Below are 16,576 nucleotides of genomic sequence, written 5' to 3' on the forward strand. Positions count from 1 at the left end.
CCTTCGTCGTCTACCCCGTGATCTCCGCCGCCCGGTACTCGCTGTACCAGTGGAACGGCGTCGAGCAGTTCGAGGATGCCGACTTCATCGGGCTCGAAAACTACGCCCGGGCGCTGTTCGGCGGCACCGATGAGGCGACCAAGAGCGCCTTCACCACCGCCTACGCCGAGCCCTTCCAGGCGGCCTTCACCCACACCATCGGCATCCTGGTGTTGTCGATCCTGATCCAGGCTCCCCTGGGGCTCCTCATCGCGCTCGTGCTGAATCGCCGCTTCCCCGGCCGCTCCGCGGTGCGCGTCACGCTGTTCGCGCCCTACGTGCTGAGCGAGGTCATCGCCGGCACCATGTGGCTCATCATCTTCGACCCCAACGGGGTCGCCACTGCACTCATGAACGCCGTGGGCCTCGAACCCCCGGCTGGCGGCTGGCTTGAGGACCAAACCTGGGGATTCTGGGTGGTGTTCTTCATCATCACGTGGAAGTACATCGGCCTAGCGGTGATCCTGTTCCTCGCGGGCCTGTCCGGGGTGCCCCAGGAACTTCAGGATGCCGCCGCCATCGACGGCGCCTCGTGGTGGCAGACCCAGTGGCGAATCAATATCCCGCTCATCGGCCCCACCATCCGCATCTGGGTGTTCCTGTCGCTCATCGGATCCATCCAGGCTCTTCGACATGGTCTGGGTCCTCAACCAGGGCGGCACCACCGGTCAGTACTCGACCATCGCGACGTACATGATGCAGATCGGCTTCTTCCGCAATGACTGGGGCTTCGGCTCCGCCATCGCGGTGATCATGTTCATGCTGTCGTTCGTCGTGGCCGTGTTCTACGTCCTGTTCGTCCTTCGTCGTGACAACTCCGACGCTCCCAGGAAGGCCAAGCGCGCATGACCGCCACTGCTGCCTCAGCCCCCGCATCGGCCCCGCGCAAGAGCGTGGCTCCCCCGCATCGGCGCTACGCCCGAGGCGAGGGGACGGGCAAGACGCCCTGGCTCTCCATCGCCGTCGCGCTCGTCGGCGTGGCCGTCACGCTCGGCCCCATCATCTACCTGGTCGTCGGCGGCCTGCGCACCCAGCAGGACCTCTCGACCAACCCCACGGGGCTTCCCGACCCCGTGATGTGGTCCAACTACGGCGACATCCTGTCCAACGACATCTTCTGGCGTCAGGCGGCCAACTCGCTCCTGGTGGCCACGCTCACCACGGCAGGTGTGGTCCTGTTCGGCACCATGGCCGCCTACCCGCTCGCCCGCTACCGGTTCAAGGGGCGCGAGGGCGTGTTCATGATCTTCACGACGGGACTGATGTTCCCCCTGTCGGTGGCGGTCCTCCCGCTGTATCTGCTGCTGAAGGACATGGGGCTGTCCGGGCTTCCGGGGCTGATCGTGCCGCAGATCGCCTTCGGGCTGCCGATGACCATCATCATCCTGCGCCCCTTCCTCAAGGCACTGCCGCTGGAGGCTCGAGGAGGCGGCGTTCATGGATGGCGTGTCGCGCATCGGCTTCTTCTGGCGCATGCTGCTGCCGCTGGCGCGCCCCGGCATGGTGACGGTCGGTGTCCTCGCGTTCATCGCGTCGTGGAACGCCTACCTGCTTCCCCTCCTCCTGCTCACCGGCGACCCACGTGGCATGACCCTGCCGCTGGGCATCACCACGTTCCAGGGCCAGTACGCCTCCGCGACCACGCTGATCATGGCGTACACATCGCTGGCGATGATTCCCGCGCTCGTCTTCTTCCTGCTGATGGAGCGCAGGATCGTCGACGGCCTGACCGGCGCAGTGAAGGGCTAGGGCGATGACCGATCACACGACCGACCCGGCCGTCAGGGCCCGCGACCTCGTGGCCCAGATGACGCTCGATGAGAAGGCTCGCACAGATCGTCGGGTTCTGGGAGGGCGAGGAGGGCGACGCGGTTGCGCCGCTCCAGGGTGAAATCCAGCACACCGGCCCGCTGGCCGATGCGATGAAGCACGGCCTGGGACACATCACCAGGGCCTACGGCACCAACCCCGTTGAGACAGACGAGCGCGCCGCATGGCTCTGGGAGCGCCAGCGCTTCCTGGTCAACGAGACCCGGCTCGGCATCCCCGCTATCGTCCACGAGGAATGTCTGACCGGCCTCAACGCGTGGAAGGCCGCCACCCTTCCCACCCCGCTCGCGTGGGGGTCCGCGTGGAATCCCGCACTGGTCGAGGAGGCAGCGGCGCTCGTGGGCACCACGATGCGCGACCTGGGAATTCACCAGGGGCTCGCTCCCGTCCTCGACGTGGTGCGCGACCCGCGGTGGGGCAGAACGGAAGAGTGCATCGGTGAGGACCCGTACCTGGTGGGCGAGGTGGGAACCGCCTACGTGCGCGGCCTCCAAAGCGCGGGAGTCGACGCCACTCTCAAGCACTTCGTGGGCTACTCGGCCTCGCAGGGAGGCAGGAACTTCGGGCCGGTGGCGCTCGGGCCGCGCACGCTGCGCGACGTCATGCTGGTGCCGTTCGAGATCGCCGTCGTGGACGGCGGCGCACGCTCCGTCATGCACGCGTACACCGAGATCGATGGTCTGCCCGTTGCCACCGACCCTGACCTCCTGACCGGGTTGTTGCGCGAGACATGGGGCTTCGACGGCACCGTGGTGGCCGACTACTTCGGCGTCGCCTTCCTTCACCTGCTCCATGGCGTGGCGGCCAGTCACGCCGATGCCGCTGCGCAGGCGCTCGCAGCGGGCATCGACGTCGAACTCCCCACCGGCGACGCCTTCCTCGCCCCACTCAAGGAGGCGGTCGAGTCCGGCGCGGTGGACGTGGCATACGTGGATCGCGCCGCGGTGCGCGTCCTGACCCAGAAGGCGCGCCTTGGACTGTTGGACGCCGACTTCTCGGGGCCGGCACCGGCGGGAATCGATGTCGACTCCCCGAACACCGTGACGTCGCCCGGCGTCTCGCGGAGGAGTCGGTGGTGCTCCTTCACAACGACGGCATTCTGCCGCTCGCGCCGGGCGACGGTCACGGAGGTGCGGCACCGCGGAAGGTTGCCGTCATCGGACCCAACGCTCACCGCGCGGAGGCACTGTTCGGGTGCTACTCCTTTGTGAACCACGTCCTCGCCCAACGCCCGGGGGTGGACCGGGGTTTCGCGGCTCCGACCGTGCGCGAGGCGATCGACGCCGAGGCTCCTCGGCGCCGTCACGTATGCGCGTGGTTGCGGCGTCGACGACCACGACCGTGGAGGCTTTGCGGCCGCGGTCGAAGCCGCCGCGAGCGCCGATGTCGCGGTCGTGGTGGTGGGCGATCACGCGGGGCTGTTTGGGCGGGGAACCTCCGGCGAGGGCTGCGACCGCGACTCGCTGGAACTGCCGGGCGTCCAGCGTGAACTCGTGGAGCAGGTCCTCGCCACCGGCACTCCCGTGGTGCTCGTCATGCTCACGGGGCGTCCCTACGCCGTCGGCTGGGCACTCGAACGGTGTGCTGCCGTGGTCCAGGCGTTCTTCCCCGGCGAGGAGGGCGCGGGAGCCGTCGCGGGCGTCCTGTCCGGACGCGTCACTCCCTCCGGTCGCCTGCCGGTGTCGATGCCACGGTCAACGGGCTCCCAGCCCTACACGTACCTTCACCCGGCATTGGGCGGCGCCTCGGAGGTCTCCAACCTTGATCCGGCTGGCCCCCTCGAGTTCGGCTATGGCCTGACGTACACGACCTTCCGCCACGAGGACCTCGTCGTCGCGGACGAGACCCCCACCGCAGGTCCCCTGACCGTCACCGTCACCGTCGCGAACACCGGCGACCGAGACGCCGACGAGGTGGTGCAGCCTGTACGCACATGACCCAGCCGCCTCGGTGACGCGTCCCGTGGCGCAACTCGTCGGCTTCGCCAAGGTGCCCGTGCCCGCGGGCGAGTCGCGACGCGTCACACTCGAGGTGCCCGCCGCACGGCTGGCGTTCTCGGGGCGCGATCTCGCCCGCATCGTCGAGCCGGGTGCGCTCGACCTCTGGACAGGAACACCGTCGACGCGCTTCGCTCGCGCCGCGACCACCCTCGTGGGCGGGGTGCATGAGGTGACCGTGGCACATCCACGGTGCACCCGCACCTCCATCGAGGAGGTGGCGGCTGAGCCTGCGACCGCGTGATCGCGTGATCGCCCCGCCGTCGGCACTCCACGAGGACTATCGTCGCTCGTAGGAGGGCCGACGGCGGCCTTCGAGGGGGTGGGTCGTGTCTCTCAGTTTCGTCCTCGAGGCGCTCGTGGTCCTCGGCGCCATCATCCTGGGCACGCGCGCCAGCGGCGTCGGGGTAGGTGTCTGGGGCGGCGTCGGCACGTTCGTGCTGATCTTCGTCTTTGGCGAGGCGCCGGGCGACCCTCCCGCCGCGGCGATCGCCATCATCCTGGGCGTGGTCACGGCAGCGGCGCTCATGCAGGCCGCGGGCGGCATCGACTGGATGGTCGCCATGGCCGCGCGCGTGATCGAGAGACGCCCACGCCAGATCACCCTCATCGCGCCGCTCACGGCGTTCCTGTTCTGTGCGGGAGCCGGTACCGGCAACATCGTCTATCCCCTGCTGCCGGTGATCTACGACGTCTCGTACCGCAACGGGATCCGGCCCTCACGCCCGCTCACCGTCACCGTGGTGCAGTCAGGTATCGCGCTCGCCGCCTCACCCGTGTCCGCGGCGATGGCGGCCATGCTGACGCTCACCGACGTCGCCCCCTACAACCTTGGCCTCGGCCAGATCCTCCTCATCACCTTCCCGGCCTGCGTCATCGGCATCGTGGTCACGTCCATCGTCGTCAACCGCATGGGGCGTGAACTCGCCGACGACCCCGAGGTGCAGGCACGGCTCGCCGACGGCCGCCTCACCTCCCCCACGGCCGATGCCACCGTCCCGTCGCGTACCGAGGTCGCGCCGGGCACGGGGCCGGGTACGGAAGGCACCCCGGCATCGGCCGCCTTGATGTACACAGCGCGGGGCCGCAACGCTGCCCTGACGTTCCTGGCGGGCGTCCTCGTCATCGTGGCGCTGGGCCTGTTCCCGGACCTCCGCCCCTCGTTCACGGTCCACGGCACCTCGACGCAGATCGACATGACCACCACCATCATCCTGGTGATGTTCGTGGTGGGAGCCGTCATCATCGCCGTCGGGCGCCCACAGGTGGGAGACGTGCCGAGCCAATCGGTCTTCAAGGCGGGCATGATCTCCGCGATCGCCCTGTTCGGCATCGCCTGGCTCACCGCGACGTTCATCTCGGCGCACGAGGACTACATCGTCTCCACGGTCGGCGCATGGGTGACCGACTGGCGGTTCCTGTTCGCCGTGGCGGTGTTCCTTGTGGCCGCGATGACCACGAGCCAGTCGACGGCGACGCGGACCATCGTGCCCATCGGCCTCGCGGCAGGACTTCCGGCCGGGGTGGTGACCGGCATGTGGGCAGGCGCCCTCGGCGGTGTCTACACGCTTCCCGCGAACGGACCCCAAATCGCGGCGGCCAACTTCGACCTGACCGGCACCACCAAGCTCGGCACCCGACTCATCGACCACGCCTTCTTTGTACCGATGCTCATCCTGTCGGTCACCACGATCGCCGCGGGTGCCGCCATCGGCACGTTGTTCTGAGCGCGACGGTGCCACACTGGCACCTATGACCCTCGACGACACCGCAGCCAAGGTCCACTCGCTCATGCCGGGCGTGATCGCCGACCTCCAGGAGCCTCGTAGCCATCCCCTCGATCGCGTTCCCCGGCTATCCGGAGGAGCCCGTGCACCGCATGGCCGAGCGCACCCTCGAGCCTGATCCGCGAGGCAGGCATCACCGACGCGCACCTGGCCGATGTTCCCCACGGCTACCCGCCGATCTACGGCGAGGCTCAAGGGCCCCGAGGGCTCGCCGACCGTCGTCCTGTACGCCCACTACGACGTCCAGCCGGCGCACGCCTCGCAGGGGTGGAGCACCGACCCCTGGACGCCCACGCTGAAGGAGGACGGGCGCATCTACGGCCGCGGTGCCGCCGACGACAAGTCGGGCCTCGTCAGCCTGATTGGGACGCTTCGTGCGTTCGACGGCAAGCCGCCGTGCACGGTGCGCATCATCGTCGAGGGCATGGAGGAGACAGAGAGCAACCTCGAGGAGTTCGTCGAGGCACATCCCGACCTGTTCCAGTGCGACATGTTCATCATCGCCGACATGGGCAACCTCCGCGTGGGCGAGCCCGTCCTCACCACGGCGCTACGAGGCGACGTGTCCTGCACGGTCACGGTCCGCACCCTCGACCACCCGCTGCACTCCGGTGTGTACGGCGGACCCACCCCCGACGCGATGATGGCGCTCGCGCGACTCCTCTCGTCCCTGGTAGACGATGCGGGCGACGTGGCCGTGGACGGCGTCACCGGTGGCCCGTGGGGAGGTGAGGACATGACGGAGGAGGACTTCCTTGCGGGCGCAGAACTCCTGCCTGGCGTCTCGCTGCTGGGAACCGGCACCATTGCCGACCGTCTGTGGGCCAAGCCGTCGATCAACGCGATCGGTGTCGACACCACGTCCATCGCCGACTCGTCCAACGTCATCCACCCGGTGGCGAGCGCCAAGATCTCGATGCGCATCGTCCCCGGCTCCGACCCCGAGGCCGAGCCGACGCCCTGGTCCGTCACCTCGAGACCCACGCCCCGTGGGGCGCACAGGTCGAGGTGCAGCGCATCAAGGCCGCGCCGCCGTTCCTGGCCCCCACGGACGGCCCCGGCTACGCGGCCGCCCGCGAGGCGATGACGGAGGCGTTCGGCAAGGCGGCAGGCGAGTCCGGCTCGGGCGGGTCCATTCCGTTGCTGCAGACCCTGCACTCGGTGGCGCCGCAGGCGGAGTTCGCGCTGTGGGGGCCGGAGGACACCGCGCTGTCGCGCATTCATGCCTCCGACGAGAGCGTGGACCCGGCGGAGATCGAGCGGATGATCGTCGCGCAAGCCCTGCTGCTCGAGAAGCTCGCGGCGCGCGGCTGATCTACGCCCGAGCCACTCTGCCCCCGACAGTTTGAACCAGTCCGGAACGCGACACGCCGGGCACCGCACCTCCGAGGAGGGCGATGCCCGGCGTGTTGGGCGTTGAGCGGTGCGAATTGTCGGCGGGGCCTAGCCCTCGACGCCCGCGCGCTGCAGGATGATCTCCCGCACGCGTCCGGCATCGGCCTGGCCACGGGTGGCCTTCATGACCGCGCCGACGATGGCGCCAGCCGCCTGGACCTTGCCGTCCTGGATCTTGGCCAGCACATCGGGCTGCGCGGCGAGAGCCTCGTCCACGGCTGCCTCGAGCGCGGAGTCGTCCGAGACCACCTCGAGGCCGCGACTGGCGACAACCTCGGCGGGTGAGCCCTCCCCCGCGAGCACGCCTTCAAGCGCCTGACGAGCGAGCCTTGTCGTTGATCTTGCCCTCGTCGATCAGCGACTGGAGCTCGGCGATGTGCGCGGGCGTCACCGGCAGGTCACGCAGCGACACCTCTCGGTCGTTCGCGGTGCGGGCCACTCACCCATCCACCACTTACGTGCGGCCTGAGGCTTCGCTCCCGCCTCGACGCTTGCGGCGATGAGGTCGAGGGCATCGGCGTTGACGGCGTCACGCATGTCGGTGTCGGAGAAGCCCCACGCCTCCTTGAGGCGCGCACGCATCTTGGCGGGGTGCTCGGGGATGGTGCCCCGAAGTTCCTCGACCCATTCGCGGCTGGGCTCGACGGGAAGGAGGTCGGGCTCAGGGAAGTACCGGTAGTCCTCCGCCTGCTCCTTGGAGCGGCCGGGGGTGGTCGAGCCGGTGTCCTCGTGCCAGTGACGGGTCTCCTGCACCACGGGCTCGCCGGCAAGCAGCAGGCTCGGCCTGACGCACCACCTCGTGGTGGATGGCGCGCTCGATGGCACGCAGCGAGTTCACGTTCTTGGTCTCCGACCGCTTGCCGAACGGCACCGCGGACTGGTCCTCGCCCGCGGCGGCTTTGGGGCGCAGCGACAGGTTGACGTCCGCACGCACCGAGCCCTGCTCCATCCGGCCGTCGGAAATACCGAGCGACTTGACGATGTCACGGATCGTCGCGACGTAGGCGCGGGCCACCTCGGCCACGCGCTCGCCGGTGCCCTCGATGGGGTGCGTGACGATCTCGACCAGCGGCACGCCGCCACGGTTGTAATCCACGAGCGAGTAGTCCGCGCCCTGGATGCCGCCGGTGCCACCCACGTGGGTGTTCTTCCCTGCGTCTTCCTCCATGTGAGCGCGCTCGACGCCGACCGTGACGACCTCGCCGTCATCGAGCACCACGTCGAGGCTGCCCTCGAAGCAGGTGGGCTCGTCGTACTGCGAGATCTGGTAGTTCTTCGAGACGTCGGGATAGAAGTAGTTCTTCCGAGCGAAGCGGCTCGACTCACGGATGGAGCAGCCGAGCGACAGGCCCAAGCGGATCGCCGACTCGACGGCCTTCTCGTTCACCACCGGCATCGATCCGGGCAGGCCAAGGCACACGGGGCACACCTGAGTATTGGCCTCGGCTCCGAACTGGTTGGCACAGCCGCAGAACATCTTGGTGGCGGTGTTGAGTTCCACGTGGACCTCAATACCGAACACCGGGTCGAACTGCTCGAGCGCCTGCTCGTACGTCAGCCCAGCCATTACTTCACCTCCACCAGGAGCCTGCGTGGTGAGCACGCCGCCCCATTCCTCGACCAGTGCGGCCTCCAGCGCGGCACCCACCCGGTACAGGCGGGCGTCCTCGCGCGCGGGCGCCAGGATCTGGAATCCGACGGGGAGCCCGTCTTCGGGGGCCGTGCCCGCGGGCAGGGACATGCCCGGGATGCCTGCGAGGTTGGCGGGGATGGTCGCGATGTCGTTGAGGTACATCGCCATCGGGTCGTCGACCCGCTCGCCCAACTTGAAGGGCGTGGTGGGCGTGGTGGGACTCACCAGGACGTCGACCTCGGCGAAGGCGGCGTCGAAGTCCCGCTGAACGAGTGTGCGGACCTTTTGCGCGGAGCCGTAGTAGGCGTCGTAGTAGCCGGCGGACAGCGCGTAGGTGCCCAGGATGATGCGGCGCTTGACCTCGTCTCCAAAGCCCTCCGCTCGCGTCGCCGCCATGGTGCGCTCGACGTTGCCCTTCTCCACCCGCATGCCGAAGCGCACGGAGTCGAACTTGGCAAGGTTGCTTGAGGCCTCCGAGGGGAGGATCACGTAGTAGGCCGCCAGGGCGTACTCGAACGACGGGCACGAGACCTCGACGATCTCGGCTCCCATGGAACGCAAGTGAGCGAGTGACTCGTCGAACCGCTGCTTCACGCCATCCTGGAAGCCGCCGTCGGCCCCAGACAGTTCCTTGATCACGCCCACGCGGACGCCGGACAGGTCGCGACGCGCACCATCACGGGCTGCGTCGACCACCGCGGGAACGGGCTCGTCGAGACTCGTGGCGTCCATCATGTCGTGGCCTCCCATGACCTCGTGCAGCAGCGCGGTGTCGAGCACCGTGCGGGCACAGGGGCCCAGGCGATCGAGCGAGGAGGCGAGGGCGATCGCGCCGTAGCGTGAGACGCCGCCGTAGGTGGGCTTGACGCCGACGGTCGCGGTCACCGATGCGGGCTGGCGGATCGATCCGCCGGTGTCGGAGCCGATCGCGAGAGGCGCCTCGAAGGAGGCGAGAGCCGCTGCGGAACCGCCGCCGGAGCCGCCCGGGATCCGCTCGAGGTCCCACGGGTTGTGGGTAGCGCCGTAGCCGGAGTGCTCGGTCGAGGACCCCATGGCGAACTCGTCCATGTTGGTCTTGCCAAGAATCGGCATCCGGGCTTCGCGCAGGCTTGCGCGTGACCGTGCCGTCGTACGGCGGGATCCAGCCTTCGAGAATGCGTGAGCCTGCCGTGGTGGGCAGTCCCTCGGTCACGAGGACGTCCTTGACGGCGATCGGCACGCCAGCCAGCGCCGGCAGCGTCTCTCCGTTGGCGCGCGCCTCGTCGACGGCCCGGGCCGTCGCGAGGGCGCCCTCGGCGTCGACGTGGAGGAACGCGTGGACGGCTCCGTCTACCGCGACGATACGGTCGAGGTGCGCCTGGGTGAGTTCCACCGAGGTCACCTCTGCGCGCTGCATCGCGGAGGCCATCTGGGCGGCCGAGGCCCTGGTCCAGTCGGTCATGCGTCCTCCCCCAGGATCTGCGGCACGCGGAAGCGGCCGTCTTCGGCGTCGGGAGCCGCGGCCAGTGCTGCGGACTGCGCGAGCGACGGGCGAACCTCGTCATTGCGGTGGACGTTGCTCAGGGGGATCGGGTGGCTCGTCGCGGGGACATCCTCGCCTGCGACTTCGGCCACCTTGGCGACCGCGTCGACGATGACGGCCAACTGGCCGGACAAGCGGTCCAGATCCCCGTCGGACATGTCGATGCGTGCGAGCGCCGCAAGGCGCGCCACGTCAGAGCGTTCGAGGGAAGACATGCACACGAGTCTAGTGGCGACCGGCGCCGGGCAACGCTCGTGTGCAGCCGGGCGACGTGAGCGCCGTGGGCGTTAAGGGGTCCAGTCGTAGCCCAACAGGTGGACGGCACCTGCGGGAGCCTTCTCCGGCCGCGACCCGTGTGGTGGTGCCGTCGAGATTGTCGACCACGACCCAGTCCAGGTCCTCGCGCCGCTGGAACCCCATGCGTTCGTAGAGCCGATGCGCCGTGTGCATCGATTCCATGGTGGACAGCACCACCCGAGTGGCGCCCCGTTCCCGCGCCATCTCGAGCGCAGCCTTGGTGAGCGTGGCGCCAATTCCTCGTCCCCTTTCGAGGGGAGACACGGCCAGCATGCGCAACTCAAACTCGTCGCCTTGCGCGACCTCCACCAGCGGAGACCCGGGCCCGACCAGCGTGATCGTCCCGACGATGGTGCCGTCTCCACGCTCCCCGTCCGCCATCACGATGAGGCTCCGCGTCCTGGGCACGCGTCCTCGCATCGCGCAACTGCGGGATGTACGGGTGAGCCTGGTCAACGAGGCCGTCAGCAAGGTAAGCCAGAGCGGTCAACTGGCCAATCTCGGCGAGCCGGCTGGTGTCGTCGGGCGCCACAATGCGGATGCGTTCAGCCATGCGTTCCACAGTAGCCGCGCGCCGATGGCCGCGCACCCCTATAACGCACGAAGGCCCCCACCGTGAGGTGGGGGCCTTCGCCTAAATGTTGTCCCGCAGCGTCCTACTCTCCCACACCCTGGCGGGTGCAGTACCATCGGCGCTGGCAGGCTTACCTTCCGGGTTCGGGATGGGACCGGGCGTTTCCCTGCCGCTATGGCTGCGGTAACTCTATGGAGATTGTGGTGTTGGTTCACCCGTTTCTCGGGAACCGCATAGTGGACGCGTAGCAAAAGTAATGTTGTTGTGTATCAAGTTGTTGGCCTATTAGTACCGGTCGGCTTCAAGGGTCGTTAGTCCCCTCTTCCACATCCGGCCTATCAACCCCATGGTCTGTAGGGGGCCTTCACAGATTGCTCTGATGGAAATCTCATCTTGAGACCGGCTTCCCGCTTAGATGCTTTCAGCGGTTATCCGTTCCAAACGTAGCCAACCAGCCATGCTCCTGGCGGAACAACTGGCACACCAGAGGTTTGTCCATCCCGGTCCTCTCGTACTAGGGACAGATTCTCTCAAATTTCCTGCGCGCGCAGCGGATAGGGACCGAACTGTCTCACGACGTTCTAAACCCAGGCTCGCGTACCGCTTTAATGGGCGAACAGCCCAACCCTTGGGACCAACTCCAGCCCCAGGATGCGACGAGCCGACATCGAGGTGCCAAACCATGCCGTCGATATGGACTCTTGGGCAGGATCAGCCTGTTATCCCCGGGGTACCTTTTATCCGTTGAGCGCTGGCGCTTCCACATGCCACCAGCGGGTCACTAGTCCCGACTTTCGTCCCTGCTCGACCTGTCAGTCTCACAGTCAAGGCTCCCTTGTACACTTGCACTCGCCACCTGATTGCCAACCAGGCTGAGGGAACCTTTGGGCGCCTCCGTTACTTTTTGGGAGGCAACCGCCCCAGTTAAACTACCCACCAGGCACTGTCCCTGATCCGGATTACGGACCGAGGTTAGATATCCAGAGTGATCAGAGTGGTATTTCAACAATGACTCCACCATGACTGGCGTCACGGCTTCAAAGTCTCCCACCTATCCTACACAAACCACACCGAATACCAATACCAAGCCTATAGTAAAGGTCCCGGGGTCTTTCCGTCCTGCTGCGCGTAACGAGCATCTTTACTCGTAGTGCAATTTCGCCGAGTTCGCGGTTGAGACAGCGGAGAAGTCGTTACGCCATTCGTGCAGGTCGGAACTTACCCGACAAGGAATTTCGCTACCTTAGGATGGTTATAGTTACCACCGCCGTTTACTGGGGCTTAAATTCAGAGCCTTCGCTTTACGCCTAACCCTTCCTCTTAACCTTCCAGCACCGGGCAGGCGTCAGTCCGTATACATCGTCTTGCGACTTCGCACGGACCTGTGTTTTTAGTAAACAGTCGCTTCTCCCTGGTCTCTGCGGCCCTCAAACGCTCACGACAGCAAGTGTCGATCACGCCTCAGGCCCCCTTCTCCCGAAGTTACGGGGGCATTTTGCCGAGTTCCTTAACCACGATTCACTCGATCGCCTTAGTATTCTCTACCTGACCACCTGAGTCGGTTTGGGGTACGGGCGGCTAGAACCTCGCGCCGAGGTTTTTCTTGGCAGCATAGGATCACCGATTTCCCACTTACGTGGTCACCATCAGGTCTCAAGCATATGAACGGCGGATTTGCCTACCGTTCGCCCTACACCCTTAGACGTGGACTACCATCGCCACGCTCGGCTACCTTCCTGCGTCACCCCTGTTAATACGCTTGACTACTACAGACTCGGGTCGCGCGCTACGCCCCTCGAAGATCCCGAAGGATCGGATGAGGGGTTTCGGGCGCTTAGCATCGTCTGATTCGTCAGGGACGGTTCTTCGCCGGTACGGGAATATCAACCCGTTGTCCATCGACTACGCCTGTCGGCCTCGCCTTAGGTCCCGACTTACCCAGGGCGGATTAACCTGGCCCTGGAACCCTTGGTCATTCGGCGGACGGGTTTCTCACCCGTCTTTCGCTACTCATGCCTGCATTCTCACTCGTGTGGCGTCCACAGTGGGTTCCCCCGCTGCTTCACCCGCCACACGACGCTCCCCTACCCATCCACACGCTTGGACCCACACCACGAAGGTGCGAGCCGGGCAGTGTGTGAATGACACAACTTCGGCGGTGTACTTGAGCCCCGCTACATTGTCGGCGCGGAATCACTTGACCAGTGAGCCTATTACGCACTCTTTCAAGGGTGGCTGCTTCTAAGCCAACCTCCTGGTTGTCTATGCAACTCCACATCCTTTCCCACTTAGCACACGCTTAGGGGCCTTAGTTGGTGTTCTGGGCTGTTTCCCTCTCGACTATGAAGCCTTATCCCCCACAGTCTCACTGCTGCGCTCTGACTTACCGGCATTCGGAGTTTGGCTGACGTCAGTAACCTGGTAGGGCCCATCGGCCATCCAGTAGGCTCTACCTCCGGCAAGAAACACGCAACGCTGCACCTAAATGCATTTCGGGGAGAACCAAATATCACGAAGTTTGATTGGCCTTTCACCCCTATCCACAGGCTCATCCCCTCGGTTTTCAACCCAAGTGGGTTCGGTCCTCCACGCGGTCTTACCCGCGCTTCAACCTGGCCATGGATAGATCACTTCGCTTCGGGTCTAGACCCAGCGACTCAATCGCCCTATTCGGACTCGCTTTCGCTACGGCTGCCCCACACGGGTTAACCTTGCCACTGAGCACTAACTCGCAGGCTCATTCTTCAAAAGGCACGCCGTCACCCCTGCTAGGGAGGCTCCGACGGATTGTAAGCACACGGTTTCAGGTACTATTTCACTCCCCTCTCGGGGTACTTTTCACCATTCCCTCACGGTACTGTTCCGCTATCGGTCAGTAGGTAGTATTTAGGCTTATAGAGTGGTCTCTACGGATTCACACGGGATTTCTCGGGCCCCGTGCTACTTGGGATGACTCTCCAGAGTCCACGCGATTTCGTCTACGGGGGTCGCACCCTCTATGCCGGGCCTTTCAATGCCCTTCGACTATCACGCGGATTTCTTACTCTGTCCAGAAGCGGCAGGCTCCTGGTGAAAGGTCCCACAACCCCATACACGCAACCCCTGCCGGGTATCACACGCATATGGTTTGGCCTGATCCGCTTTCGCTCGCCACTACTCACGGAATATCTCTTCCTGTCGGTACTGAGATGTTTCACTTCCCGACGTTCCCTCCACTCACCCTATATATTCAGGTGAGGGTCACTGGACATGACTCCAGCGGGGTTTCCCCATTCGGACATCCTCGGATCACGCCTTGTTTGCCAGGCTCCCCGAGGCTTATCGCAGGCTACAACGTCCTTCATCGGCTCCTACTGCCAAGGCATCCACCATGTGCTCTTAAAAACTTGACCACAGATTACAAAGATGCTCGCGTCCACTATGCAGTTCTCAAGCAACGGACGATCCATACTCTCCACCACCGCCTTGCTCTCATTGATCTCTTGGATCGAGAGTGGTTCATGTGGTCTCGAGCAGGTCACCAGAAAGAATCTGGACCTGTCCTTGCGTGTCGGTCCCGATCTTTCAGGACCCAACAGTGTGCCTTGCCGCTTCTTACCAACCAGCCCGTGCGTTCCTCCACCCGAAGGCGTGTACTTGCGTGGCCGGCTACCTCAAAGCAGCCATGTCGATGTTCCATCCATGAGCCCCATCACAACAACGTACGTGCTGTGCATGGGTCCTGACAGCCACACCAAAGCGTGGTCTGTAGGTGCTCCTTAGAAAGGAGGTGATCCAGCCGCACCTTCCGGTACGGCTACCTTGTTACGACTTAGTCCCAATCGCCAATCCCACCTTAGACGTCTCCCTCCCACAAGGGGTTAGGCCGACGGCTTCGGGTGTTACCGACTTTCGTGACTTGACGGGCGGTGTGTACAAGGCCCGGGAACGTATTCACCGCAGCGTTGCTGATCTGCGATTACTAGCGACTCCAACTTCATGAGGTCGAGTTGCAGACCTCAATCCGAACTGAGACCGGCTTTTTGGGATTCGCTCCACCTTACGGTATCGCAGCCCTTTGTACCGGCCATTGTAGCATGCGTGAAGCCCAAGACATAAGGGGCATGATGATTTGACGTCATCCCCACCTTCCTCCGAGTTGACCCCGGCAGTCTCCTATGAGTCCCCACCATTACGTGCTGGCAACATAGGACGAGGGTTGCGCTCGTTGCGGGACTTAACCCAACATCTCACGACACGAGCCTGACGACAACCATGCACCACCTGTATACGGCGAAAAAATCACTCCCTATCTCTAGGGATAGACCGTATATGTCAAGCCTTGGTAAGGTTCTTCGCGTTGCATCGAATTAATCCGCATGCTCCGCCGCTTGTGCGGGCCCCCGTCAATTCCTTTGAGTTTTAGCCTTGCGGCCGTACTCCCCAGGCGGGGCACTTAATGCGTTACCTGCGACGCGGAACTCATGGAATAAGCCCCACATCTAGTGCCCACCGTTTACGGCGTGGACTACCAGGGTATCTAATCCTGTTCGCTCCCCACGCTTTCGCTCCTCAGCGTCAGTAGTGGCCCAGAGACCTGCCTTCGCCATTGGTGTTCCTCCTGATATCTGCGCATTCCACCGCTACACCAGGAATTCCAGTCTCCCCTACCACACTCTAGCCTGCCCGTACCCACTGCAGACACGAGGTTGAGCCTCGTGCTTTCACAGCAGACGCGACAAGCCGCCTACGAGCTCTTTACGCCCAATAATTCCGGACAACGCTTGCGCCCTACGTATTACCGCGGCTGCTGGCACGTAGTTAGCCGGCGCTTCTTCTGCAGGTACCGTCACTTTCGCTTCTTCCCTGCTGAAAGGGGTTTACAACCCGAAGGCCTTCATCCCCCACGCGGCGTCGCTGCATCAGGCTTTCGCCCATTGTGCAATATTCCCCACTGCTGCCTCCCGTAGGAGTCTGGACCGTATCTCAGTTCCAGTGTGGCCGGTCGCCCTCTCAGGCCGGCTACCCGTCGTCGCCTTGGTGAGCCATTACCTCACCAACAAGCCTGATAGGCCGCGAGTCCATCCCAGACCGAAAAAACTTTCCCAACACTCACCATGCGGTGGTGCCGCTTATCCGGTATTAGACCTCGTTTCCAAGGCTTATCCCAGAGTCTGGGGCAGGTTACTCACGTGTTACTCACCCGTTCGCCACTGATCCACAAGAGCAAGGCTCTCGCTTCACCGTTCGACTTGCATGTGTTAAGCACGCCGCCAGCGTTCGTCCTGAGCCAGGATCAAACTCTCCGTAAATGCTTTTCAACAAACCCCGAAAGGCTCATCAACAAACGAAGTAGGTTCCAAAGAACCAGGTTTAATCTCTAGCAAGAGAACAAATGTCACTGACATTCATTTCATTACCAAAGGAATCCGTACATCACACCTCTATCAAGAGGCAGATGCCGGAGGTTTTGGCATCGACTATGTGGCACACTGTTGAGTTCTCAAAGATCGGAAGCGCACC

At 64.5% G+C, this 16,576-nt stretch carries 9 protein-coding genes, 3 rRNA genes and 3 pseudogenes; 9 read left to right on the plus strand and 6 right to left on the minus strand.

Annotated features, from left to right (window positions below; translation table 11 throughout):
• Positions 1-17: 17 nt before the first annotated feature.
• From QQK48_RS03250 to QQK48_RS03285, 8 genes and pseudogenes are all read left to right on the plus strand, one after another.
• On the plus strand, positions 18-761 hold the full coding sequence (locus QQK48_RS03250; protein ID WP_284327463.1) for a carbohydrate ABC transporter permease: 744 nt from the start codon (positions 18-20) through the stop codon (positions 759-761).
• Positions 733-888: a hypothetical protein gene (locus QQK48_RS03255; RefSeq protein ID WP_284327464.1), complete on the plus strand. Its 156-nt coding sequence runs from the start codon at positions 733-735 to the stop codon at positions 886-888. The genes QQK48_RS03250 and QQK48_RS03255 overlap by 29 nt, the downstream gene beginning before the upstream one ends.
• On the plus strand, positions 885-1,796 hold the full coding sequence (locus tag QQK48_RS21150; RefSeq protein ID WP_431308285.1) for a carbohydrate ABC transporter permease: 912 nt from the start codon (positions 885-887) through the stop codon (positions 1,794-1,796). The genes QQK48_RS03255 and QQK48_RS21150 overlap by 4 nt, the downstream gene beginning before the upstream one ends.
• Positions 1,793-4,110: pseudogene (locus QQK48_RS03265) on the plus strand (beta-xylosidase/alpha-l-arabinosidase). Before QQK48_RS21150 ends, QQK48_RS03265 begins: the two are co-directional and overlap by 4 nt.
• Before the next feature lie 85 nt (positions 4,111-4,195).
• A complete protein-coding gene (locus QQK48_RS03270; RefSeq protein WP_284327465.1) occupies positions 4,196-5,593 on the plus strand; it encodes an anaerobic C4-dicarboxylate transporter family protein in 1,398 nt (465 codons plus the stop codon).
• 25 nt (positions 5,594-5,618) lie between these two features.
• Complete coding sequence (locus QQK48_RS03275) at positions 5,619-5,771, plus strand: hypothetical protein (protein WP_284327466.1); 153 nt, start codon at positions 5,619-5,621, stop codon at positions 5,769-5,771.
• A 36-nt stretch (positions 5,772-5,807) separates the two neighbouring features.
• Positions 5,808-6,542: pseudogene (locus tag QQK48_RS03280) on the plus strand (M20/M25/M40 family metallo-hydrolase); the annotation flags it as partial.
• A complete protein-coding gene (locus QQK48_RS03285) occupies positions 6,473-6,967 on the plus strand; it encodes a M20/M25/M40 family metallo-hydrolase (RefSeq protein ID WP_284327467.1) in 495 nt (164 codons plus the stop codon). The pseudogene QQK48_RS03280 and the gene QQK48_RS03285, both read left to right, overlap by 70 nt.
• Positions 6,968-7,096: 129 nt before the next feature.
• On the opposite strand, the pseudogene gatB reads toward QQK48_RS03285, so the two are convergent.
• From gatB to QQK48_RS03300, 3 genes and pseudogenes are all read right to left on the minus strand, one after another.
• Positions 7,097-10,122, minus strand: a pseudogene (gatB, locus tag QQK48_RS03290) (Asp-tRNA(Asn)/Glu-tRNA(Gln) amidotransferase subunit GatB).
• Entirely contained in the window at positions 10,119-10,418 is a 300-nt protein-coding gene (gatC, locus tag QQK48_RS03295) for an Asp-tRNA(Asn)/Glu-tRNA(Gln) amidotransferase subunit GatC (RefSeq protein ID WP_284327468.1), read from the minus strand. The pseudogene gatB and the gene gatC overlap by 4 nt, the downstream one beginning before the upstream one ends.
• A gap of 10 nt (positions 10,419-10,428) precedes the next feature.
• The gene (locus QQK48_RS03300) at positions 10,429-10,908 is read right to left on the minus strand and encodes a GNAT family N-acetyltransferase (RefSeq protein ID WP_284327469.1); all 480 of its coding nucleotides are present in this window, start codon (positions 10,906-10,908) and stop codon (positions 10,429-10,431) included.
• Positions 10,909-10,942: 34 nt separating this feature from the next.
• Here QQK48_RS03300 and QQK48_RS03305 point away from each other — a divergent pair, with 34 nt between their 5' ends.
• On the plus strand, positions 10,943-11,119 hold the full coding sequence (locus QQK48_RS03305; protein ID WP_284327470.1) for a hypothetical protein: 177 nt from the start codon (positions 10,943-10,945) through the stop codon (positions 11,117-11,119).
• Positions 11,120-11,143: 24 nt separating this feature from the next.
• Here QQK48_RS03305 and rrf read toward each other — a convergent pair.
• From rrf to QQK48_RS03320, 3 genes are all read right to left on the minus strand, one after another.
• Positions 11,144-11,260 (minus strand): 5S ribosomal RNA (gene rrf / locus QQK48_RS03310).
• Positions 11,261-11,339: 79 nt separating this feature from the next.
• Positions 11,340-14,466, minus strand: a 23S ribosomal RNA gene (locus tag QQK48_RS03315).
• A 370-nt stretch (positions 14,467-14,836) separates the two neighbouring features.
• A 16S ribosomal RNA gene (locus tag QQK48_RS03320) occupies positions 14,837-16,365 on the minus strand.
• The 16S, 23S and 5S rRNA genes sit together here, the layout of an rRNA operon.
• Positions 16,366-16,576: the final 211 nt, after the last annotated feature.

Source organism: Demequina litorisediminis (genome assembly GCF_030161615.1).
Classification (GTDB): Bacteria; Actinomycetota; Actinomycetes; order Actinomycetales; family Demequinaceae; genus Demequina; species Demequina litorisediminis.